16 protein-coding genes and 1 pseudogene are annotated in these 22,402 nt (G+C 63.9%); 10 read left to right on the top strand and 7 right to left on the bottom strand.

Going from position 1 to position 22,402, the window contains the following annotated elements; translation table 11 throughout:
• Window positions 1–129: 129 nt before the first annotated feature.
• The gene (locus AC1ECK_RS22860; RefSeq protein WP_480323000.1) at window positions 130–1,050 is read left to right on the top strand and encodes a LysR family transcriptional regulator; all 921 of its coding nucleotides are present in this window, start codon (window positions 130–132) and stop codon (window positions 1,048–1,050) included.
• A gap of 115 nt (window positions 1,051–1,165) precedes the next feature.
• Window positions 1,166–1,561, top strand: coding sequence for a PPC domain-containing DNA-binding protein (locus AC1ECK_RS22855; protein WP_480322998.1), 396 nt, complete (start codon window positions 1,166–1,168; stop codon window positions 1,559–1,561).
• Here AC1ECK_RS22855 and AC1ECK_RS22850 read toward each other — a convergent pair.
• On the bottom strand, window positions 1,531–2,340 hold the full coding sequence (locus AC1ECK_RS22850; RefSeq protein WP_480322996.1) for a helix-turn-helix transcriptional regulator: 810 nt from the start codon (window positions 2,338–2,340) through the stop codon (window positions 1,531–1,533). The genes AC1ECK_RS22855 and AC1ECK_RS22850 overlap by 31 nt on opposite strands.
• A 101-nt stretch (window positions 2,341–2,441) precedes the next feature.
• Here AC1ECK_RS22850 and AC1ECK_RS22845 point away from each other — a divergent pair, with 101 nt between their 5' ends.
• Entirely contained in the window at window positions 2,442–3,509 is a 1,068-nt protein-coding gene (locus AC1ECK_RS22845; RefSeq protein ID WP_480322994.1) for a zinc-binding dehydrogenase, read from the top strand.
• A 41-nt stretch (window positions 3,510–3,550) separates the two neighbouring features.
• Here AC1ECK_RS22845 and AC1ECK_RS22840 read toward each other — a convergent pair whose 3' ends face one another.
• The 5 genes from AC1ECK_RS22840 to AC1ECK_RS22820 form a co-directional block, all read right to left on the bottom strand.
• Window positions 3,551–4,414 (bottom strand): helix-turn-helix domain-containing protein, encoded by an 864-nt coding sequence (locus AC1ECK_RS22840; protein ID WP_480322990.1) that lies wholly within the window; start codon window positions 4,412–4,414, stop codon window positions 3,551–3,553.
• A gap of 114 nt (window positions 4,415–4,528) precedes the next feature.
• Window positions 4,529–5,080: a carboxymuconolactone decarboxylase family protein gene (locus AC1ECK_RS22835; protein ID WP_480322988.1), complete on the bottom strand. Its 552-nt coding sequence runs from the start codon at window positions 5,078–5,080 to the stop codon at window positions 4,529–4,531.
• Between the two features lie 187 nt (window positions 5,081–5,267).
• A complete protein-coding gene (locus tag AC1ECK_RS22830) occupies window positions 5,268–6,062 on the bottom strand; it encodes a hypothetical protein (RefSeq protein ID WP_480322986.1) in 795 nt (264 codons plus the stop codon).
• 98 nt (window positions 6,063–6,160) lie between these two features.
• Window positions 6,161–7,054: an SDR family oxidoreductase gene (locus tag AC1ECK_RS22825; protein ID WP_480322984.1), complete on the bottom strand. Its 894-nt coding sequence runs from the start codon at window positions 7,052–7,054 to the stop codon at window positions 6,161–6,163.
• A 46-nt stretch (window positions 7,055–7,100) separates the two neighbouring features.
• Complete coding sequence (locus tag AC1ECK_RS22820) at window positions 7,101–7,847, bottom strand: SDR family oxidoreductase (RefSeq protein ID WP_480322982.1); 747 nt, start codon at window positions 7,845–7,847, stop codon at window positions 7,101–7,103.
• Between the two features lie 146 nt (window positions 7,848–7,993).
• Between AC1ECK_RS22820 and AC1ECK_RS22815 the strand changes: the two genes are divergently transcribed.
• From AC1ECK_RS22815 to AC1ECK_RS22805, 3 genes and pseudogenes are all read left to right on the top strand, one after another.
• A complete protein-coding gene (locus AC1ECK_RS22815; protein WP_480322980.1) occupies window positions 7,994–8,920 on the top strand; it encodes a LysR family transcriptional regulator in 927 nt (308 codons plus the stop codon).
• Between the two features lie 87 nt (window positions 8,921–9,007).
• Window positions 9,008–9,376 carry a single-stranded DNA-binding protein gene (locus AC1ECK_RS22810; RefSeq protein ID WP_480322978.1) on the top strand — a complete coding sequence of 123 codons (369 nt, stop codon included), beginning with the start codon at window positions 9,008–9,010 and terminating at the stop codon, window positions 9,374–9,376.
• A 5-nt stretch (window positions 9,377–9,381) separates the two neighbouring features.
• Window positions 9,382–9,552, top strand: a pseudogene (locus AC1ECK_RS22805) (MFS transporter); the annotation flags it as partial.
• Between the two features lie 28 nt (window positions 9,553–9,580).
• Here the strand turns inward: AC1ECK_RS22805 and AC1ECK_RS22800 are convergent.
• Window positions 9,581–9,727, bottom strand: coding sequence for a hypothetical protein (locus AC1ECK_RS22800; RefSeq protein ID WP_480322976.1), 147 nt, complete (start codon window positions 9,725–9,727; stop codon window positions 9,581–9,583).
• A 322-nt stretch (window positions 9,728–10,049) separates the two neighbouring features.
• Here AC1ECK_RS22800 and uvrA point away from each other — a divergent pair, with 322 nt between their 5' ends.
• The 4 genes from uvrA (at window position 10,050) to AC1ECK_RS22780 (ending at window position 22,398) form a co-directional block, all read left to right on the top strand.
• The gene (gene uvrA / locus AC1ECK_RS22795; protein WP_480322974.1) at window positions 10,050–15,953 is read left to right on the top strand and encodes an excinuclease ABC subunit UvrA; all 5,904 of its coding nucleotides are present in this window, start codon (window positions 10,050–10,052) and stop codon (window positions 15,951–15,953) included.
• 507 nt (window positions 15,954–16,460) lie between these two features.
• On the top strand, window positions 16,461–17,036 hold the full coding sequence (locus tag AC1ECK_RS22790) for a helix-turn-helix domain-containing protein (RefSeq protein ID WP_090685837.1): 576 nt from the start codon (window positions 16,461–16,463) through the stop codon (window positions 17,034–17,036).
• A 378-nt stretch (window positions 17,037–17,414) separates the two neighbouring features.
• Window positions 17,415–20,111, top strand: a complete 2,697-nt coding sequence (locus tag AC1ECK_RS22785) for a TonB-dependent receptor (protein ID WP_480322972.1) — start codon at window positions 17,415–17,417, stop codon at window positions 20,109–20,111.
• Window positions 20,112–20,457: 346 nt separating this feature from the next.
• On the top strand, window positions 20,458–22,398 hold the full coding sequence (locus AC1ECK_RS22780) for an extracellular solute-binding protein (protein WP_480323062.1): 1,941 nt from the start codon (window positions 20,458–20,460) through the stop codon (window positions 22,396–22,398).
• Window positions 22,399–22,402: the final 4 nt, after the last annotated feature.

Here is a 22,402-nt window from a genome sequence, read left to right as displayed (position 1 = left end):
CGAGTTCGTATTGTCGAGTTTTGCGTGAAGATTGATAATCGGGTCGATGTGCACAGCTTTTATGTTGCAAACGCACTAATCCGTGGTAAAAGCCGTGCCGCACCCACTGGCTATTTCTTCGCACGCACAATGAACTCCAACGAACTTTTCGCGTTGCTACCCGACATGGCGGTGTTCGCGCGGGTCGTCGAGGCGGGCAATTTCTCGGTGGCGGCGCGCCAGCTCGGCAGCACGCCGTCGACCGTGAGCCGGCAGATCAAGCGCCTCGAGGAAGCGCTGGCGACGCGCCTCTTGGAGCGCTCGACGCGCAAGGTGCGCGTCACGGAATCGGGCGCCCAGGTGGCGCGTTACTGCCGGGAGATGGTGAGCGCTGCCGCCGGCGCGGTGGATGCCGCAGGGCAACTGGCTGGCCGGCCGCAGGGCAGGGTGAGCGTGAGTGCGCCGACGCAGTTTGCAAGAACGGTGATCCACCCGCTCGTGCCCGGCTTTTTGCGTGCCTACCCGGAGGTCGACCTGCAGTTGCTCTATTCGGACCACGATGTCGATCCGCTGGAGGCCGGTCTCGACCTGGTGATCCGCTTGACCGACCGGCCGCCGCCGGGTCTCGCCGGGCGCAGGCTCGGCGCGGTGCGTTGGCTGCTATGCGCCTCGCGGGCCTATCTGGAGGCACGCGGCACGCCGCAGCAGCCGCGCGATCTGGCCCAGCACGACTGCATCTATCTTGGCGAAACGGCGGACGATCATCGCTGGCGCTTGCGTCGCGGCAACCAGACGCAAAGCGTCGAAGTGCGCGGGCGTTATATCGCCAATCATGCCGGCGCGAGGCTCGAAGCGGCCCAGCAGGACTTCGGCATTGCAAACCTGCCGGAATTTGCCGCCGCCGGCGCGCTCGAGCGAGGCGAACTGGTGCAGGTGCTGGCCGACTGGCAACTGGAGACGCAGGCGTACGTCGGCGCGGTGTGGCTGCTGTATCCGCCGAACCGGTTCTTGCCGTTGAAGGTGCGGGCGCTGATCGACTATCTGGTCGAGCATCTGGATATCGGCGGCTGACCGGCGCGCCTGCGCCCTGGCCGATGATCGGGGAGCGGATGGCACAATAGCCGGAGCTGCGCGACGCGGCCTGCCTGCGCGCACCACCTGTGCGCCACCCATCTGGAGCCGAGCGATGCAAACCCATCCCGTACGCCTCACCCCCGGCGACGACCTGCGCGGCGCGCTTGAAAATACGCTGCGCGCGCTCGGCCTCGAAGCGGCGTTCGTCTTGCAGGGCATCGGCAGCCTGAGCGTCGCACAACTGCGCTTTGCCGGCGCCGCGCAAGCCACCGGGTTACACGGCGATCTGGAAATCCTCACGCTCGCCGGCTCGATCTCGCCGGATGGCGCGCATCTGCACATGTCGGTCTCCGACGCACACGGCCACGTGTACGGCGGACATGTGACGCCAGGCTGCATCGTTCGCACAACTGTCGAGATCCTGCTGGCGCTGCTGCCCGGACATCGCTTCGCACGCGAGCACGATGCGGCCACGGGTTACGCGGAGCTGGTCGTTTCAAGCCGATAGATCGCCAGTTTCAGCGACGGATCGTCGTTCGCCTGAAACGTTGCATATTCGGCCCACACCGTCCCCCAGGCCGCATGATGAAGGCGCTTGCGTCCCGCGATCGTGGCCACCACATCGTGCGTTTTCCACCAGCCGGCGAATTCCGCACAGCCCTCGCAGAGCCGTTCCTGCAGTTCGATAAAGGCCGCATCGCCGGCCCACAGATCGTGAGTCGCGCGGAACTGCGCGACCATCCGCTTCGCTTCGCGCGCCCAGCCTGAGCCGAACAGGGCTCGCGCATGCGGGTCCGTCAGCATGTAGAGGAGGATGTTGCGCTCGGCCGGCGGGATCGCGCCGAAGTCCTTGAACAGGTCCACCGCCGCCTGATTCCACGCGAGGATGTCCCAGCGGCGCCCGGTGATATAGGCTGGCTCGGCCAGCTTCTCGACTACCCGGCGCACCGCAGCCGGTACGCTTTCGAGCACGAACGGTTGCCGTTGCGCGACGCGCGCGAGCGCTCGCAAATGCGCATGCTCGGCGGCTCCGAGGCGCAGTGCGCGGGCCAGTGCGTCGACGGTGGTGGAAGACGGGCTGACGTCGCGCCCCTGCTCGAGGCGGATGTACCAGTCCACGCCGATACCGGCGAGCTCAGCCACTTCTTCGCGCCGCAGTCCCGGCGTGCGCCGGCGCCGGCCTCCGGCAATGCCGAGCGCGTGCGGATCCAGTCGCTCGCGGCGCGCCCGCAGGAAGTTGCCGAGCTCGCTGCGGCTCGTGTCGCTCAAGTTGTTCATCTCGCTCATAAAACACTCTGGGAGGGACTCGCCAATCCTGGGATAATACTGGTCCTGCATACGCTCCGAACGCCTACCTATCATGACACTTTCCATGAAGGAGAGACATCATGAAAGCCGCAATCCTGAAGGCGTTCGGAACGCCGATGATGGTTGAAGACCTGCCGGAGCCGCAAGCCGATGCGGGTGAAGTGGTGGTGGAGGTCGTTGCTGCACCGGTTCTGTCTTATACCAATGAGGTATTCAGTGGTGCCAGGCAGTATCCGTTGCTGCTGCCGCTCGCGCCCGGTGTCGGCGCGATCGGCCGGGTGCATGCAGCCGGGCCGGATGCGACGCGGCTGAAGGCCGGAGACTGGGTGTTTTGCGACCCGACGGTGCGTTCGCGCGACGACGCGATCTCCCCCGACGTCATGCTGCAAGGCTGGATCGCGCCGAGCGCAGGGGCGCAGCGCATGCAGGGGCATTTCCGCCACGGACCGTTCGCCGAGCGCATGCTCGTGCCGATGGAGAACGCGTTCCCGCTCGGCGAGCTGGAGCGTGCGGATGCCGGGAGCTGGTGCGGCTTGATGTCGATGCTGGTGCCCTACGGCGGTCTGCTCGCTTCAGGCTTGCAGGCCGGGAACACGGTGCTGGTCGGTGGCGCGACGGGCCATTTCGGCAGTGCGGGCGTGGCGGTTGCGCTGGCGATGGGGGCGGGGCGTGTGGTTGCCCCCGGCCGCAACGAGGCGATGCTTGCGGAACTCGCACGCCGCTTCGGCCCGCGTGTGACGACCGTCGTGCTGAGTGGCGACGAGGCCGAGGATACGGCACGCATGCGCGAGGCCGCGCGGGGGCCGGTCGACGTCGTGCTCGATCTCCTGCCGCCGCTGCGCGACGCGGCGCCGGTACGCGCTGCCGCGATGACGGTGCGGCCGCACGGCACGGTGGTTCTGATGGGTGGCCTGCGGATCGGTGTGGAGTTTCCATATGCGCACCTGATGCGTAACTGCATTACCGTGCGCGGCCAGTACATGTATCCACGGGAGGCGCCGGCGCGGCTCGCCGCGTTGATTCGCAGCGGGCTTCTGTCGCTGGACGGCTTCGAAGCGACGCGCTTTCCGCTCGATCAGGTCAACGAAGCGGTGGTGTACGCGGCGGAGAATGGCGGGCCATTCCGGATCACGTTTATCGAGCCGTGAGTGCGGCATCCCGTTCGGCGTGCTGCGATGGCTGAGCTGCGCTAGCCGCGTTTGCCGCCATGCACGGCGTCGCCGACCAGCAACGCATGCTGTGCTTCGGTCGCTTCGTCGGCCGGGAACATGCACTCGATGCGCAGTTCCTGCGCGGCGATGGTCTGCGGTGTGCCGACCGTCGTAACCATCGAGAAGTAGTTCAGCCGCTTGCCGTCTTTCTCGAAGCTGAGCGGGATCATGGGTAGCGCCGGGCTGACCGGCACCGCCCCAAGCGTCTTGGGGCTCTTCCATTCGGCTTGCACGCCGGGATAGGCGAGCAGGTCGGCGAGCAGTTCGCGGGTCTGCTCGTCGATCACGCGCCCGACCGATTCGCGATGCACGCGCTGAATCAGGCTTTGCGCCACCTCTGTCCAATTGGCGACGAACGGGCGCATGCCGTGCGGATCGAACATCAGGTGCAGCATGTTGCGCGGCTCGGTGCGCGCCGCCAGGTCGATGAAGCAGTTGAACAGGCGCGGCGCCGCGTCATTGGTCATCAGTACGTTCCAGTAACGGTCCATCACGAGCGCCGGATACGGTTCGTGCTGGCGCAGGATGCGGCCCAATGCGCTGGTCACGCTCTGCATCTCCTGCGCGTTCCAGGCGCCCTCCGGATAGAGCGGCGCATAGCCCGCCGCGAGCAGCAAACTGTTGCGTTCGCGCAGCGGCACGTCGAGCGCCTGGGCCAGATCCATCAGGGTCTGGCGGCTCGGCACGCTGCGTCCGCTTTCGATGAAGCTGATATGCCGTTGCGACACGCCGGTGTCGAGCGAGAGCTCGATCTGGCTCTTGCCGCGCGTGTCGCGCCATTGGCGCAGCAGTACGCCCAGCTCGGCCGCGGGCAGCTTCGAATGGAGGTCCGGTGAATTCATCGCATGCTATTTTCGCAAGAGGGGGCATCCAGCAGTTTGCTACGGATCTTCATGGTTTGCCGCGGTGCGGCGCGCAGGGCCGCGCGTGAAGCGAACCCTGCGCGCACGTTCCGCTTAGGCCGGGGTCCAGGCTTGCGCCTGGAAGCGCTCCTCGACCGGCGTACCCGCCATGTTAGTCGTCGTGGCGGCCATCGTGGAAATGCCGATGCTCGTGATCACCTCGAAGATCTGGCTCTGCGAATAGCCCGCGGAAGTAAAGCGTTCGATCTCCGCGTCGCTCACATTGCCGCGCTTTTCGATCAGCGCCCGGGTGAGCGCCGACAGTGCCGCGTACTTCGGGTGCGCGGGCAATCTTCCCTCGCGCATGGCCTTGACGTCGCCTTCCGCCATGCCGTCTTCGAGCGCGAAAGTCGAGTGTGCCGCAACGGTCCACGGGCACTTGATGGTGACCGCGTTGGTGAGCAGCAGCGCCTGCTTCTCGCACTCGTCCAGACTGCCGCCATGGAAACTGCCGAAGCTGCCGGCGAACCCGTTCAGCAGAACGGGGTTGCCGGCCATGGTGGCCATCACGTTGGGCAAGAACCCGAACTTCTGCGCGAGCGCCTGCAGAGTGGGCTTCGACTGCTCGGGCGCCGATTCGATCGTGTGTACGGTAAAACTACGCATTCCTAACTCCTTGCTGCATTGATTGAACATGACTGCATCCGTATCTCCATGGCGGCGCGGTTTGTTTTGCGTCGCCGTCGAGAGGAGATGACTGCCATGGTAAAGATCGTGCGCAGGAGTTCAATTACGTCGCAGGTAATAACGAAATGATCCCGGTTTGCTCACGCAAACACGCTCGTAACCACTTTTACGACGGCATCGCGTCGGGCGGCACCGGACGAAAGCGCTCTTGCACCGCGACGAGCTGGTCATCCGACGTGGCCACCAGCCACAGGCGTGCGCTTTCCACCATCAGGCGGTTATGGTCTTTCAGCACGCTCATCGAGACAGCCGTCTTCCATGTCACCGGCGCCACCTTGCTGGTTCTGCCCGACGGTGTGCCCACCAGCAGGCAGTAAGGTCCAAGCGGCAGGGACACGAGCGGCAGCGCAGGTTTGACGCGAACCCGCCAGTCGATAAACGGCGTATCGCTAAAGAGCAAGGGCGTGGGCAGGCCGTGCAGCACCGTGAAGTCATACAGCGCGAGGTGTTCCCGCATGGCCGCATAGAGCCGGCGGATATCGCTGACGACCGCCGCACGGATCTCATGGTCGAACAGCGCTTCTTCGGCATAGCGGGCCTGGGCTTCGTGAGCCTCGCGCTGATAAGCGCTGAAAACGGCCAGTTCCATGCAGTCTTGCGCCGCACGCTGCACATCGGCAGGCGTTCCGGCTTCGTCCGGCTTGCCCAACTGCGCGGCGCGCAGGAAGCGGGCCAGCGCGGCTTCCTGAATCGCGGGGCCGTCGATCTGCGGATCGTCGACGGCGTCCTTGCCGAGCGGCACGTAAAGGTATTTTTCAGCCGCAAAGCGTGACTTCTTGCCATCGTCGAACTTGATCTCGCCGTCGCTGCAGTCGAGATAGCGCGTGCCGATTCGGCCATGTTCCCAGATGTAGTTCTTCAGCAGGGGGCGCAGCGGATGCAGCGTCTCGCGGTCGGTCATGGACAACTCCAGTGCCTCGAATGGGGGCCGGCAGTCGGCCGGCGCCGCTGCGGGTTGATGTCCCATCATGGCACGGGAGCCGGTGGTTCGCGAGCGGTTTAGCGCGCGACCTTCGCTTCGAGCAGATCGCCCATGCCGATCCGCCTGGCAAATGCGATCCGCACTCGCTCAGAGACCTCGAGCACTTCACGCGCGCCGTCGCCGACAAAGTCGATCACCGAACGCATCGGCCGCGTGCCGTCCGGCAAGCCGACGATCCGCACGATCTCATCGGCAACGGCTTGCGGATCGGCGTCCGCGGGCGTGAGCGACGACAGACGCGCGCCGATCTGGTCCATCACGCCATCGTAGCGGCTATACGCTGCCGCGGTGGCGGCATCGGCGGGTTTGCCGGCGCTCGGAAAGTGCGCGGTGCCTTGCGTGAAAGCGCCCGGCACGACGATAGACGTCTCGATGCCAAAGCGGGCGATCTCATAGGCGAGCGTCACCGCGAGCGAATCCATCGCGGCCTTCGCGGCGCCGTACGGACCCATGAACGGCGGAAAGCCGCCCTTGGTCGTGGTGCTGCTGATCCACAGCATCAAGCCCGCTTCCTGCCGGCGCAGATAGGGCAGTACGGCGCGGTTCACGCGTTGCGCACCGAACAGGTTGGTGTCGAACACCTTGGCCATCTCTTCGGGCGTAAAGGCTTCGGTCGGACCCATTACCAGATGCCCGGCGTTCTGCATCACCACGTCGATGCGTCCCTGTTCGCGCATGATCGTGGCGGCGGCCGCATCGGCTGAGGCCTGCGACAGCACGTCGAGTTCGAGTGGATGCAAGGCGATGCCGCGCGCCTTGGCGAGTGCGCGCAGTTCGTCGGCGTGCGGCTTGTTACGGCCCGCCACCTCGCGCATGGTCGCGTAGACGATGTGGCCGGCTTCGGCGAGTGCCCGGGCCGTGAGTTTGCCGATGCCGGTGCCGGCACCCGTGACCAGAATGACCTTTTGCATGATTGTTCTCCCGATGGTTTTCGATGAGCGGTAAGCCGGGCCGGCTTCAGGCGATGCCGCCGTTGGCGCGCAGGATCTGACCGTTGACCCAGTCCGCGTCGGGACCGGCGAGGAACGACACGACCGAGGCGATGTCGTCCGGCTGGCCGAGGCGTTGCAGCGGCGGCATCTTCGCGAAGGTCTGGATCTGCTCTTCGGTTTTGCCGTCGAGGAACAGCGCGGTGGCGATGGGCCCCGGCGCCACCGCGTTCACCGTGATGTTGCGCCCGCGCAGTTCCTTGGCGAACACGTGCGTGAACGCTTCGACGGCGGCCTTGGTCGCGTTGTAGACCGCATAGCCGGGCATGTTGAGCGCGAGCGTCGTGCTGGAGAAATTGACGATGCGGCCACCGTCGTTCAGGCGTGCGGCCGCTTCGCGCAGCGTGTTGAAGGTGCCGCGCAGGTTGATGTTCATCGTCTGGTCGAACAGGGCGTCCGAGGTATCCGCCAGCGGCATAGTCTTCAGCACGCCCGCGTTGTTGACGAGCACGTCTACCTTGCCGAGCTGCTGCTCGACGGTTTCGAACATCCGGCGCACCTCGCCGGCCTTGGCGACGTCGGCTTGCACCGCGATCGCCCGTGCGCCGAACGCCTGCAGTTCGGCGACCAGCGTGTCGGCTTCGCGTGAGCTCGCCGCATAGTTGACGACCACGGCGAAACCGTCGCGGGCCAAACGCCGGGCGACCTCCGCGCCGATGCCGCGCGAGGCGCCGGTGACGAGTGCGATCTGCTGCTGATGGTTGATGTTATTCATGATTCGTGTCCTCAGGTGGGTGGTTCAGGGATGACCCGCCAGGCAGGTCCGTGAGGTGAATCATGGATCATTCCGTTTAGAAGATAATTGCCTGAAAATTGGTATCATCATTCCATTGTCGTTAACAAAATCCGGGAGCGCCGCTAATGGATCGTTTCGAGGAAATGCGGGTGTTTGTGCGCATCGCCGAGCGCCAGAGCTTTACCCAGGCGTCGGACGATCTGCAGATTCCGCGCGCCACCGTCACCAACCTGCTCAAGCGCATGGAGCAACGGCTCGGTACGCGGCTGGTCGAACGCACCACGCGCACGGTGCGGCTGACGCACGACGGCGAAGCCTTTTACCGTCGCTGCGTGCGGCTGATCGCGGATCTGGAGGAGGCGGAAGAGTCGTTTCGCAACACCGCGCCGAAGGGCTTGCTGCGCGTGAACCTGCAGGGCACGCTGGCACGCCATTTCGTCGTGCCGGCGCTGCCGGCGTTTCTGGCGCAGTTTCCGCAGATCGAACTGCATCTGGGCGAGGATGACCGGCTGGTCGACCTGGTGCGCGAAGGCGTCGATTGCGTGTTGCGGGCGGGGAGCTTGCAGGATTCGTCGATGGTGGGACGGCGGGTCGCACAACTCGAACAGGTGACGGTGGCGAGCCCCGAATACCTCGCGGCTTATGGTGAGCCGGCCGATCCGGCGGCCTTGTCAGCGCATCGTGCCGTCAACTACATTTCGAGCGCGACGGGCAAGGCGGTGCCGCTCGAATTCACGAGCGAGGGGCGCGTGAGCGCGGTGCAGCTCGCCTCGGCGGTGTCGGTCGCGGGCGCGGATCTTTATACGGGCGCGGCGGTAGCCGGTCTCGGCATCGTGCAGGTGCCGCGTTACCGCGTCGCCGGGGAACTGAAGGCGAGGCGTCTGAAGATCATTCTGCGGGACTACCCACCGCCGCCGATGCCGGTATCGGTGCTGTATCCACAGAGTCGCCAATTGTCGTCGCGGGTGCGGGTGTTCGCGCAGTGGCTGCGGGATATCTTCGAGGCGGCTTCGAGCGCAGGCGCCGCTGCAAGCGTGGGGCGGCGCCCCTAACGCAGCCGCGTCAGGGGCCGCTCGTGGGATCATACGGCTCGCGAGGCGCTCACGCCGCGCGAGCCACAGGAAACGGGAGCGGATGAGATGATCGATGGACTGGTAGGCGGGCGCCTCTACGGGGAAGCCCAGATCCGCACTGGACAGAACGGCAAGCGTTTTGTGACGTGCAAGGTGCGTGCGACCACCGGCGACGGCGACACGCTGTTCGTCAACGTGATCGCCTTCGACGATGAAGTGCAAACCGGCTTGCTGGCGCTAAGCGATGCGGACAGCGTGGCCTTGAGCGGCGCGCTCACGCCGAAAGTGTGGACCGACAAGAATGGTCTCGTGAAACCGGCGCTCGATATGGTGGCACACGGCCTGCTGAGCGCGTACGACGTGCGGCGCAAGCGGGCGGCGGTGGGTGGGCAGTCGGCGCAAGACGACGGCGCTCATCCCGACGATCCGCTGTGAGTCCGGCTGGCGGCCCGACGCCGTTGATCGGCGCGCTTCTCGCGCATCGCTATCCGGGGCAGTGGTGGCCGCTGGCCGTCTTTTATAGTGCGCTCGCCGCCATCTCGCTGGTTTGTATTACGACGCTGGAACGGAATAAGCTCGCCGCGGCGCAGGCGCGGATCGAGGCGTTCTAGCCGTCTTGCCGATGTTCGGTGGCGCCGCCTAGTGACACAGGACCGAGCAGGTCAGCGCGGTGACGCCGGCCACCGCGCCGACCACGGCGCCGGTCGCAAACGTCTCGAGCGACGTCGCACAGCCCTGCAGATTGAGCATCCCCGCCAGCACCAGTATTTTGATAACGCGACTCATTGTTTGTATCCCCCGTGAGTACGCGCGAATCGTAGCAACTCCTTGTCTTGATGGGGCTTTCTGAAAATATCGGCGCCTTACGTTGTATTTTTTTCGGCCCCGAAAGTCCCCCGGGGGCCGCTGGACGCGGCAGAGCTGCCGCTTGCATCAGGCCATCTGGCCAGCACTCGCACAGTCGATGGAAAACTGTATAAATATACAGTATAGTGTCTCCTTCAAATCCGCCCTGCGGCGATTGATCCGTATGGTCGGGTGCGGTGAATCTGTACGGCGCGCAAAGCCGCCGTAAGATGTGGCCAACTCATTCAGACGGTCGGGCAAATTGTCATCTACAGGAAAAATCCGCATTCGCGGAGCGCGTCAGCACAACCTCAAAAACCTCGATCTCGACCTCCATACCGGCGAGATGACGGTCGTCACCGGTCCGTCGGGCTCCGGCAAGTCCAGCCTGGTGTTCGACACGCTTTACGCGGAAGGGCAGCGGCGCTACGTCGAAACCTTCAGCGCGTACGCGCGGCAGTTTCTCGACCGGATGGACCGGCCGCAGGTGGACCGCGTCGACGGTGTGCCGCCGGCCATCGCGATCGACCAGACCAATCCGGTGCGCAGCTCGCGCTCCACGGTCGGCACGATGACCGAACTCAACGACCATCTGAAGCTGCTGTATGCGCGCGCGGCCGAGCTGTTCGACCGCAAGACGGCGCAGGCGGTGCGGCACGACTCGCCGGAGACGATCTACCTCGAACTCGCTGCGCGCACGGCACAGAGCGATCCGCGCCTCGTCGTTACGTTCCCGGTGGAGTTGCCCGAGTCGGCGACCGAGGAAGAGGTCGAGCAGTGGCTGTCCGCGAGCGGCTACACGCGCGTGCAGGCGCAGCGCGAAGTGCAGTCGCCCACCGGGCCGCGCAAGCTGCTCGACGTGGTGGCCGACCGCTTCCGCCTGAGCGCGGTGGAGAAAGGGCGCGTCGTCGAAGCCATTGAGGCGTCCCTGAAGCGCGGCGGCGGCCGCGTGAACGTCTACGTGCTGCCGCAAGCGCCGGAGGAGCCCGAAGCGCCGGCCGAGCCGCAGATCTGGCGTTTCTCCACGGGCTTGCACAACCCGGACAGCGACCTGCGCTATGCCGATCCGCAGCCGGCGCTGTTCTCGTTCAACTCGGCGTACGGCGCGTGCGAAACCTGCCGCGGCTTTGGCCGCGTCATCGGCGTCGATCTGGGCCTCGTGATTCCCGACGAGCGCAAGACTCTGCGCGGCGGCGCGATCAAGCCCATGCAGACGCCCGCGTGGAAGGAGTGCCAGGACGACCTGATGCGCTACGCGGCGAAGGCCGGCATCCCGCGCGATACCGCCTGGTTGGCGTTGACGAAAGAGCAGCGCGACTGGGTCATCAACGGCTCGCCCGACTGGAACGGCAAGTGGCAGAGCCACTGGTACGGCGTGAAGCGCTTCTTCGACTACCTCGAATCGAAGGCGTACAAGATGCACATCCGCGTGCTGCTGTCGAAGTACCGCAGCTACACGCCGTGCGAGGTCTGCGGCGGCGCGCGTCTGAAGACCGAATCGCTGCTGTGGCGTCTTGGCACCCGCGCCAATGCGGACGCGGTGCTGAACCCGGCGCAGCGTTTCCTGCCGCGCGGGGTGGACTGGCACCGTGCGCAGCTCGAAGCGCTGCCGGGCCTGACCGTGCACGACCTGATGCTGCTGCCGATCGAGCGCATCCGGCGCTTCTTCGACAACCTGAGCCTGCCGAGCGCGCTGCTCGACGACGCCCTGAAGCTGCTGCTCGCAGAAGTGCGCACGCGCCTCAAATATCTGTGCGACGTGGGCCTCGGCTATCTGACGCTGGATCGCCAAAGCCGCACGCTGTCGGGCGGCGAGGTGCAGCGGATCAACCTGACTACGGCGCTCGGCACCTCGCTCACCAAGACCCTGTTCGTGCTCGACGAACCCAGCATCGGGCTGCATCCGCGCGACCTGAACCGCATCGTCGAAGCCATGCACCGCTTGCGCGACGCGGGCAATACGCTGGTGGTGGTGGAGCACGATCCCTCGGTCATGCTCGCGGCGGACCGCTTGATCGATATGGGTCCCGGTCCCGGCGAACGCGGCGGCACGATCATTTTCGACGGCGCGCCGGACGAGATCCGCTCGGCGGGCACGCTGACCGGCGAATATCTCGGCGGCCATCGTCATGTGGCCGACGTGTCGCACTGGTCGAACCGCCCGGTGACGAGCGACACGCCTCGCATCGTGCTGGAAGGCGCGAGCGAACACAACCTGCAGGACGTCACCGTCGAGATTCCTTTGCAGCGCCTCGTGTGCATCACGGGTGTCTCGGGCTCCGGCAAATCCACCCTGGTGCAGGACGTGCTGTACCCGGCGCTGGCGCGGCACCTCGGCGTCGCTACCGAGTCGCCGGGCGCGTTCCGGCGTCTGCTGGGCGTCGAACAGGTGAACGAGGTGGTGTTCGTCGACCAGTCGCCGATCGGCAAGACGGCGCGCTCGAATCCGGCCAGTTACGTTGGCGCGTTCGACGAAATCCGCAAGCTGTTCGCCAAGGTGCCGCTCGCGCAGCAGCGCGGCTATAGCCCGGGCATGTTCAGTTTCAACTCCGGCGACGGCCGTTGTCCGACCTGTGGCGGCTCGGGCTTCGAGCACATCGAGATGCAGTTCCTGAGCGACGTGTACCTGCGCTGCCCGGATTGCGATGGCCGCCGTTACCGCGCCGAGCTGCTCGAAGTGAAGATCGAACGCGGCACGCCGGCGCGGGCGTTGAGTATTGCCGACGTGCTGGAACTGACCGTGAGCGAAGCCACGGCGTATTTCGCGGCGGACGCGGAAGTGCTGCGCGTGCTCAAGCCGATTGTCGACGTGGGCCTCGAATACGTGAAACTCGGCCAGCCGGTGCCCACCTTGTCCGGCGGCGAAGCGCAGCGGCTCAAGCTGGCGGGTTTCCTCGCCGAAACGGCGCAGGCCGGTACGGCCCGGGCCAGGGCGGCCCGCGAAGCGAAGCAGGCGCCTGCCGCGCGGCTCTTCATGTTCGACGAGCCGACCACGGGCCTGCATTTCGACGACATCGCGAAACTGATGCAGGCGTTCGGCAAGCTGCTGGCGGGCGGTCATTCGCTGATCGTGATCGAGCACAACCTCGACGTGATCCGCGCGGCAGACTGGCTGATCGACCTCGGACCCGAAGGCGGCGATGGCGGCGGCCAGGTGCTGTGCTCGGGCACGCCGGAAACGGTCAAGGCGTGCGCGCAGTCGTACACGGGCCAGGCCTTGCTGCAGTACGACGATGCGCTGGGCGCCGCCGCGGAACCCGCTGCACAGGGTGTGCCGCTGCAAAAAGCGCTGACGGCGGCGCGTGCGCGCCGTGCCGTGGAAGGCGAGGACGTGGTGCGCATCGTCAATGCGCGCGAGCACAACCTGCAAGCGCTCGACGTCGATATTCCGCACGGCAAGTTCAACGTCATTACGGGCGTGTCCGGGTCAGGCAAATCGACGCTTGCGTTCGACATCCTGTTCCATGAAGGCCAGCGCCGTTACCTCGAATCGCTCAATGCCTACGCGCGCTCAATCGTGCAGCCGGCCGGGCGCCCGGAGGTCGACGCGGTGTACGGCATTCCGCCGACCGTGGCGATCGAGCAGCGCCTCTCGCGCGGCGGCCGCAAGAGTACCGTGGCCACCACTTCGGAAGTCTGGCACTTCCTGCGCCTGCTGTATGTCAAGCTCGGCTTGCAGCATTGCATCCACGACGGCACGCCGGTGACCTCGCAAAGCGTCGAGTCGATCGCGGCGCAATTGCTGCGCGATCACAAGGGCGAACACGTGGGCTTTCTGGCGCCGCTGGTGGTCAACCGCAAGGGCGTCTACACGGACCTCGCCAAGTGGGCGAAGGCGCGCGGCAATAGTCATCTGCGGGTGGACGGCGAATTCGTGCCGGTCGACCCGTGGCCCAAGCTCGACCGCTTCCGCGAGCACACCATCGAACTGCCGGTGGCGGATCTCGTGGTCTCGGCCAGCAATGAAGCCGAGTTGCGCCGTCTGCTCGACGAAACGCTCGAAGTGGGCAAGGGCGTGATGCATCTGCTCGCGCCGCTCGACGGCTTGCAGGACGCGTTGACGAGCGGCCGCGCCACCGCGAAGTTCGGCACGCTCAAGGTGCTGTCCACCAAGCGTGCCTGTCCAGTGTGCAGCACGAGCTATCCGGAACTGGATCCGCGCATGTTTTCGTACAACAGCAAGCATGGCTGGTGTACCACCTGCGTCGGCACGGGTCTCGCGCTCACCCGTGAGCAGCGCGCTGCCTACGACGACACCGTGATCGCCGAAGACGGGCGCGGCCGCGAGCAGAGCTTGCCGTCCGAGGAGCAGGAGCCGGAGGGCGTGGTCGACGAGCCGTGTCCGGATTGCCACGGCACGCGCCTGAATCCGGCTGCCCGCGCGGTGACGTTCGACGCGCAGTCGATCGTCGATGTCGCGCAATGGACGGTGAGCGACACGCGGCGCTGGATCGACGCGCTGGAACTTTCGGGCCGCGACGCCGAGATCGCCCGCGACGTGGTGAGCGAGATCGGCAGCCGCCTGCAATTCCTCGAAGAAGTCGGGCTTGGCTATCTGAGCCTCGACCGCGCGGCGCCGAGTCTGTCGGGCGGCGAGGCGCAACGCATCCGCCTCGCGGCGCAACTGGGCAGCAACCTGCAAGGGGTTTGCTACGTGCTCGACGAGCCGACCATCGGCCTGCATCCGCGCGACAACCAGATTCTGCTGAACGCGCTGCGCAAGCTCGGCGAGAAGGGCAACACGCTGGTGGTCGTCGAGCATGACGAGGACACCATCCGGCGTGCCGACCACATCATCGATATCGGCCCGGGCGCAGGCAAACGCGGCGGCACGCTGGTCGCACAGGGCAGCGTGGCCGAGCTCTCGGCGCAAGCCGATTCGCTGACTGGGCAGTTCCTCGCCAACCCGATCGTGCATCCGTTGCAGCCGCGCCGCACAGTCAAGCCGAAGACCAGGAGCGCTGCAGCCGTGCCGGAACAATGGCTGACCGTGCATGGCGGCAAGCTGCACAACCTGCGTGACGTCACCGTGGCGCTGCCGCTGTCGCGCCTCGTCGCGGTGACGGGCGTGAGCGGCTCGGGTAAGTCGACGCTCGCACGCGACGTGCTGATGACGAACCTGCTCGATGCGGTGGGGCGCTCGGTGCTGTCGTCGCCCGCCACCCGCCGTGCCCGCAAGGCCGCGCAAGACGAACCGGCGGCCAACCGCCGCTCGAGCGTGCTGGCCCGCAGCGCGCCGCGCGCGCAACTGAACGTCACGCACGACTGGCAAGGGTGCGACGCGATCAGCGGGTGGGAAAACATCGACCGCGTGCTCGAAGTCGACCAGACGCCGATCGGCAAGACGCCCCGTTCGTGCCCGGCGACCTATATCGGCGTGTGGGACGCCATCCGCAAACTGTTCGCCGGCACGCTCGAAGCCCGCGCGCGCGGTTATACGGCCTCGCGCTTCTCGTTCAACACGGGGGAGGGGCGCTGCCCGGCTTGCGAAGGCCAGGGCGTGCGCACCATCGGCATGAGCTTCCTGCCCGATGTCAAGGTGCCGTGCGACGTCTGTCACGGCCAGCGCTTCAACCCGGAGACGCTGGCGGTCACGTGGCGCGGCAAGAACATCGGCGACGTGCTGACCATGGAGATCGACGAAGCCGTCGAGTTCTTTGCGCCCATCACCAACATCGCGCATCCGTTGCAACTGATGAAGGACGTGGGTCTCGGCTACCTGACGCTCGGCCAGCCGTCGCCGACGCTCTCGGGCGGCGAGGCGCAGCGCATCAAACTCGTCACCGAACTGAGCAAGGTGCGCGACGACGTCACGCGGCGCGGCCAGAAGCCGCCACACACGCTGTATGTGCTCGACGAGCCGACTGTGGGGCTGCACATGGCGGACGTCGCCAGGCTGATTCGCGTGCTGCACCGTCTGGCGGACGGTGGCCACAGCGTGGTGGTCATCGAGCACGACCTCGACGTGATCGCCGAAGCGGACTGGATTATCGACCTCGGTCCCGAAGGGGGCGTGGGCGGCGGTTCGATTGTCGCGGCGACGGATCCGGAAGGGTTGGTGCGGGTCCGTGAAAGTCACACTGGGGCCGCACTTCGTTCCGTACTGGCGCGTGGCGAAAGCATGCCGGCTGCATCGGTTCGGGCCGGCGAAGGCACCCACGGATGAGGTCTACCGAAGACCCTTGTCGCGAATTTGCGACGAGGGTTTTCCCCGCTTGCGGCTAACGGGTCGCCTGGCATCGAAATTCGACTTACACTGCGCTTTGTGTCCGGAGTTCACCTCCAAATTGGAGGAAACGCTCTAAACACTGTCTGTTCTCATCAAAAAAAGTTTGACGGACGATTTTGTCTTGATATCGTCCTCTTCAGCAGGCGCGACAATGCGCTCGCGCCGGCCGGCGCAAACATCGCTGGCTACGCGCATGCCGTTTTCTATTTTTCAATTCAACGATTCCAGGCTGGAAGGGAATGCGCTCGCACTTTAGTTGTGCATTCAACTTTCCGGGAGTCTGGATGAATTCGCCCGTCGCCCAGGTAACCGGCCTCATCCGGTTTTCACCAAGGGCGAACGCCTACCCGATTTTTCATCCGACTTAGCGCCTGACGTCGCGCTTTCAACAAAACTTAATTTGCTTAGATCAAACAAATTTTGACTACTGGATTCTGTCTTGCTATGGTTCCGCCACTTGATAAGAAGGCATCAGCCGCACTCGCGATAGGCAGCAAGATTCGCGCGTTGAGACAGCGGCTCCAACGCACGCTCGATGAGACGGCGAAGGCGGCAGGCATCTCGAAACCGTTCCTGTCGCAAGTGGAACGCGGGCAGGCAACGCCGTCGATCACGTCGCTAGTCGGCATTGCTCAAGCGCTAGGTGTGACGGTGCAGTACTTCGTCGATACGCCGACTGAAGCCAAGTCAGTGTGCCGCGGCGATGAGCTGAAGTTTTTTGGGTTTGCCGACTCGGCCAACCTGTTCGGCAGGCTGACGAACCTGTCGGTGGACCGCAAGCTGGAAGCGATTCTGGTGAGGATGCCAGCGGGCCAGCAACCGTCGGAAGTGACGACGCACGCGGGGGAAGAGTTTTTGTACGTGATGAGCGGCCAGATTGCTCTCACACTGGAAGGTACGACGTTCGTGTTGCAGGCCGGTGACACCGCGCATTACGAGTCAACGGTCCCGCATGCATGGGCCAACACAGCGGGCGAAGAAACTGTGCTCGTCTGGGTAGGGACACCAAGGCTGTTCTAGTCGAGAGACATCGTGTTTGAGATGGCGCAGTCTGAGCACATCTATAAGTAGTCCTGCAGGTTGACCCGTAGTTTTGAACAGGCAGTACCAATCGGCTAGTGAACGGTTCGGTCAAACCAGTTTTATTGGCGGATTGAAATGTTTTTGAAAGTTAAGTGAATTAATTCGTAATGTGTTAGCAGTGCGAAATCAAATAAGTTGGAGTGCCCCGTCTATCTCGCTGCAATGGTTTGGACGTTGGTCGGTTTGTGAAGTTGTACGACTGCGGGGCAACTTTGGCGGAACGCGGCGAAAGTCGTCGCAAATCGAGAAGAGAGGCTGCTGAGGCCTCTCTTCGCACAACAAGTGTGGCCTTACTGACGAGTGAGAAGGGGAAAAATGAAACAACGGGCATTGGCGCTGGCCATCAGAAGAATAATCTGGGCCGAACTGGCACTAACAACCGCATTCGCGATTCCGGCGTTTGCACAAAGCCAGCCGGCTACCACGGGGACGCCTGCTGCAGCGGCAGCGGCTTCGGGTACTGCAGCGGCGGCCGCTCCGGCGGCAGCTTCGGGCACGGCGGCATCGACAAGCGACAAGAACGTCAAGCAACTGAAGACGTTCCAGGTGACTGGCTCGCTGATTCGCCAGGCGGACAAGACCGGCTTTCAGCAGGTTCAGGTGATCACCTCGAAGGACATTCAGGCGTCCGGTGAGAAGAGCGTCTCCGATTACGTGCGTTCTATCTCCGCCAACTCGGCCAATAGCTGGGGTGAGTCGACCTCCGACAGCTTTGCCGCCGGCGGCGCAGGCATCGCCTTGCGTGGCCTGAGTGAAAAGTACACGCTGGTACTGGTTGACGGACAACGTGTTGCCCCGTTCGCATTCGCCGTCAACGGCTCGGACCAGTTCTTCGATCTGAATACGCTTCCGCTGAACGTGGTCGACCGCATCGAAGTCGTCAAGACCGGTGCCGTGTCGCAATACGGTTCCGATGCTATTGGTGGTGTGGTCAACATCATCACGAAGCATGACTTCCAGGGCCTGCAGCTCGACGGCAGCTATGGCGGCGCGACGCAAGGCGGCGCCGGTACGACCAAGTTCGGCGTCCTCGGCGGCTTCGGCAACCTGGCATCCGATGGATTCAACGTTACCGCGGCGGCCAGCTACTACAAGTCGAACGGCTATACGCTCGCCGATCGCGATACGACCGAGAACCAGGACTTTACCGGCCGCGCGTTCGGCGGCAGTATCCAGCAGCCTTCGTATCTGCTGAACCCCAGCACGGGTGTCGCAACGCCTTATGGCTGTACGACGTCTGTGCCGTACGGCAACAGCATCATTGCGTCGCAAACCGGCGCGATCAGTAGCGGCAACGTGTGCCTGAAGAATACGGCTGAAGATGTTTCGATCGAGCCGATGACCGAGCGTTTTAACGCCAAGGTTCACGCCGACTTCAAGATCAACGATACGACGACCGCATACGCCGACCTGTGGGAAAGCAACAACACGACGACTACGAACGATGGTGCAGTCGTCGTCGCCAACGGCCTCCAGTACAACCCGTCCACGAAGAGCGTTAGTCCGGTTTCCTTTACCGTTCCGGCCAACAATCCATACAACACGACCGGCGTGTCGCAGGAACTGTTCGGCTACCTGCCGACTACGTACAGTTCGACCACGGATGCGAACTACTGGCGTGCGGCGATGGGCGTGAAGGGTAGCTTCTCGACGGCCAAGGAAGACTGGGACTGGAATGTCGGTTACACCCATTCCATGAGCACGGTGAGCAACTCGCTCGGCAGTGTCATCAACCCGACCGCGCTGCAGACTGCGCTCAACAACGGCACGCTCAACTACGTCAATCCGTCGTCTACGCAGGCTGCACTGAACAGTGTCCTGACGACGGCGAACAACCTCGGCATTTCCAAGCTTGACGCCGTCGACGGCACCCTGTCGACGCCAAACCTGTTCCATCTCCCGACCGGCGATGTCGGCCTGGGTCTCGGTACGCAGTTCCTGCACGAAAGCGAACTGATCGAAGAGGGCGGTAACTACCTGAATGGTACGGTGCTCAACCCGAACCTCCAGGAAGTGGCGGGTGAGCGCAACGTTGCGGCTGTGTACTACCAGGTCGACATTCCGCTGATCAACAAGATGCTGACGTTCAGCCAGTCGGGCCGCTACGACCACTATAGCGACTTCGGCGGCGCGTTCTCGCCGCGTTTCGCTCTGCGTTTCCAGCCGATCCAGCAGTTCACGACGTACGCTTCGTATAACCGCGGCTTCCGTGCGCCGGAGTTCCTCGAGAATACGAATTCGTCGAACATCGGCATCATGCCGATTGGTCCGAACGGCCAGAACGAGAATGTCATCACCAAGGGCAACCCGAATCTGCAACCGGAGAGGACCAAGAACTACAACATCGGCTTCGAACTGTCGCCGACGCGTACGACCGATGTGGGCTTCGACTGGTACAAGATTCACGTCGACAAGGCGATCGGCACGCAGATCAATCCGTCGGGCACGGTCTACAACGCGGATGGGTCGATCGCGTACATGGTCAACACGTACGAGAACCTGGGCTCGTTCGATACCGACGGCTTCGAAACGACGTTCTCGCAGTCGTTGCCGACCAAGATCGGTACGTTCCGGTTCTCGGCTGACTGGACGTATGTGTGGCACTTCAAGATGAACGGCATTGGCGGCCTGTCCTCGACGGTTGACGGCGCAGGTAACGACCTGACGCTCGCCCAGCCGTTCGGCGGTTCGTTCCCGCGCTGGAAGGGCAATACGGATCTGTCGTGGAATTTCCACCAGTGGACTGCCGATCTGGCATGGCAGTACACGGGTCCGTACTCCAACGCGCTGGGTCTGGACTACTCCACCGCATCGTATAGCGTGTTCAACCTGAACGTGTCGTACACGGGCTTCAAGCACTGGACGATCTACGGCGGCATGAACAACATCTTCAACAAGGCGCCTCCGTACGATCCGCTGTGGGTCAACCAGATCGACCAGACCGGTTACGACCAGTCCCTGTACACGTACATGGGCCGTTATCTGCAAGTGGGTGCAACGTATAAGTTCTAACAAGTTGTAAGCCTGTTGACGACTGTCGCTCCGGCTTTTGTGCCGCCGGAGCGACTTTTTTGCAAGTGGCACACTGTGTCTGGTAAGTAGCACACTGTGGACTTCTCCGTACGTCGCCGCGGCCGGCATGCCTCATCGCCGGACCCGGCCAGCGCGAGAGGAACGCAGGGATGGATGTCGGCGGCGCGGTCTGCGGTTCTGGACCCGTCGCGCGACGCTAACCCGTAACCCAAGGCGCCATGCGACGCCTTAAGTGACCGGAGCGCTGGCAGTTGGCCTCGCTCAAGTCGATCCGACGAACCGCGTGCCGGCCACGAGCCAGCGCGCGACCCTACGCATAACGATGATGAGACTTGTGAAGTTTCGGTTGCCGCGCGCTGTATGGACGATCTCTTGCGCAGCGGCGACACGGCAAGCCGCCACGCGCGCCGCGCCGGCGTTGGCTGCCGCGCTGCTTGGCGTGATGAGCCTGGGCGTCACGCCGGCTCAGGCTGCCTCGGCAATCGCGCAATACGATCAGCCCAAATATCCCGCCAATTTCACGCATTTCGACTACGCGGATCCTGACGCGCCTGCTAACGGCGTGATCAATTTCGAGAACTACAACGAGCTGCAGAGTTACGACTCGCTCAATCCGTTCCTGGTGCGCGGAGCAGCGGCTCCGGACATCCAGAACCTGATGTTCGACACGCTGATGCAGCGTAGCTGGGACGAACTCGCTTCTGAATATCCATTGATCGCGAACGACGTCGAAGTGGCGCCGGACCTGAGTTCCGCGACGTTTCACATCAATCCGGCCGCGCGCTTCTCGAACGGCGACCCGATTACGTCAGCCGACGTCAAGTATTCGTTCGACACACTGACGAGTCCGCAGGCGTCGCCGCTGTTCAATGCGCAGTTTTCGGTGATCAAGAGTGCGACGATCATCGACAAACTGACGATCCGCTTCGATTTCAGGCATGCCGAGCGCGATGCGCCGCTGATTGCCGGCGACCTGCCGATTTTCTCGCCGAAATGGGGCATGAAGGCCGACGGCACGCGTCCGCCTTTCGACCAGATCGCCAACGAGCCGCCGATCGCCAGCGGCCCTTATCTGATCACGCAGCGCAAGAACGACAAGGACATCGAGTACGTTCGCAATCCGAACTACTGGGCTGCCGATCTGCCGTCGCGACGCGGCATGTACCGTTTCCAGCGCATCCGTTTCAAGCTGTATCTGGACCAGTACACCCAACTGGAGGCCTTCAAGGCCGGCGATGCGGACGTCAAGGTCGAATACAGCGCGACGCAATGGGCGCGCAAATATGTCGGCAAGAACTTCAAGAATGGCTTGCTCAAGCAGGTCAACGTGCCGGATGGTCCGGCGCAAATGCAAGGTTTCCTGATCAATCTGCGCAGGCCGATGTTCAAGGACGTGCGCGTGCGCCATGCATTGTCGCTTGCGTTCGACTACGATTGGATGAACCGGATGATGTTCTACGGCCAGTATGTGCGCCTGAACAGTTATTTCGATGCCAGCCCGTTTGGCGCGACAGGTGTGCCCGGTCCGAAGGAGCTTGCCTTGCTCGAGCCGTTCCGCGCGAGTTTGCCGCCCGAAGTGTTCGGCCCGATGGTGAAGCAGGCCGACACACTGCCGCCGAACTCGCTGCGCGGTAATCTGCGTGTCGCCCGCGATCTGCTCGCGCAGGCCGGCTGGCATTATCGTGACGGCGCGCTGCGTGACGACAACGGCAATCCGATGACGATCGAGATCATGGACGATGAGCCCGGCATGGACCGGCTGATCCTGCCGTACATGCAGGCGCTCGGCACGCTCGGCATTCAGGCGCACATGCGCGAGATCGACAGCGCGCTGTACCAGAAGCGTCTCGATAACTTCGAGTACGACATGACCACCTTCATCTACCCGCCGGTCACGATTCCGGGCGCGGAGCTGGAGCGCCGTTTCGGCAGTGCTGCGGCGACGCAGGTGGGTTCGGAAAACTACCCGGGGATCCAGTCGAAAGCCGTCGATGCGCTGGTGCATGCCGCGCTGGCCGCCAATACCCTCGACGACCTCGAAGCGGCGACCCGCGCGCTCGACCGCGTGCTGATCAACGAGTATTACCTGGTGCCGCAGTACTACAACGCGAATTCCCGCATCGGCTACAAGACGACGCTGGCGTATCCGAAGATCACGCCTGTCACCTATCAGGCGGAAGACTGGATCATCAGCTACTGGTACCAGAAACCGCAAGCCGCGCTCAGCGCAGCCACGCCCGTTTCCTCGCCGTCCGCAGCCAACTGAGGAC

This window comes from Paraburkholderia sp. SSBN10T, assembly GCF_056619545.1.
Note: the sequence above shows the minus strand (reverse complement) of the source record. Positions and strands in the feature narration are given on the sequence as shown.

What these genes read in the sequence shown, in the direction of transcription:
- AC1ECK_RS22860 (WP_480323000.1), top strand. Translation starts at nt 130, where the DNA reads ATGAACTCCAACGAACTTTTCGCGTTGCTACCCGACATGGCGGTGTTC.
- AC1ECK_RS22855 (WP_480322998.1), top strand. Translation starts at nt 1,166, where the DNA reads ATGCAAACCCATCCCGTACGCCTCACCCCCGGCGACGACCTGCGCGGC.
- AC1ECK_RS22850 (WP_480322996.1), bottom strand. Translation starts at nt 2,340, where the DNA reads ATGAGCGAGATGAACAACTTGAGCGACACGAGCCGCAGCGAGCTCGGC.
- AC1ECK_RS22845 (WP_480322994.1), top strand. Translation starts at nt 2,442, where the DNA reads ATGAAAGCCGCAATCCTGAAGGCGTTCGGAACGCCGATGATGGTTGAA.
- AC1ECK_RS22840 (WP_480322990.1), bottom strand. Translation starts at nt 4,414, where the DNA reads ATGAATTCACCGGACCTCCATTCGAAGCTGCCCGCGGCCGAGCTGGGC.
- AC1ECK_RS22835 (WP_480322988.1), bottom strand. Translation starts at nt 5,080, where the DNA reads ATGCGTAGTTTTACCGTACACACGATCGAATCGGCGCCCGAGCAGTCG.
- AC1ECK_RS22830 (WP_480322986.1), bottom strand. Translation starts at nt 6,062, where the DNA reads ATGACCGACCGCGAGACGCTGCATCCGCTGCGCCCCCTGCTGAAGAAC.
- AC1ECK_RS22825 (WP_480322984.1), bottom strand. Translation starts at nt 7,054, where the DNA reads ATGCAAAAGGTCATTCTGGTCACGGGTGCCGGCACCGGCATCGGCAAA.
- AC1ECK_RS22820 (WP_480322982.1), bottom strand. Translation starts at nt 7,847, where the DNA reads ATGAATAACATCAACCATCAGCAGCAGATCGCACTCGTCACCGGCGCC.
- AC1ECK_RS22815 (WP_480322980.1), top strand. Translation starts at nt 7,994, where the DNA reads ATGGATCGTTTCGAGGAAATGCGGGTGTTTGTGCGCATCGCCGAGCGC.
- AC1ECK_RS22810 (WP_480322978.1), top strand. Translation starts at nt 9,008, where the DNA reads ATGATCGATGGACTGGTAGGCGGGCGCCTCTACGGGGAAGCCCAGATC.
- AC1ECK_RS22800 (WP_480322976.1), bottom strand. Translation starts at nt 9,727, where the DNA reads ATGAGTCGCGTTATCAAAATACTGGTGCTGGCGGGGATGCTCAATCTG.
- AC1ECK_RS22790 (WP_090685837.1), top strand. Translation starts at nt 16,461, where the DNA reads ATGGTTCCGCCACTTGATAAGAAGGCATCAGCCGCACTCGCGATAGGC.
- AC1ECK_RS22785 (WP_480322972.1), top strand. Translation starts at nt 17,415, where the DNA reads ATGAAACAACGGGCATTGGCGCTGGCCATCAGAAGAATAATCTGGGCC.
- AC1ECK_RS22780 (WP_480323062.1), top strand. Translation starts at nt 20,458, where the DNA reads ATGAGACTTGTGAAGTTTCGGTTGCCGCGCGCTGTATGGACGATCTCT.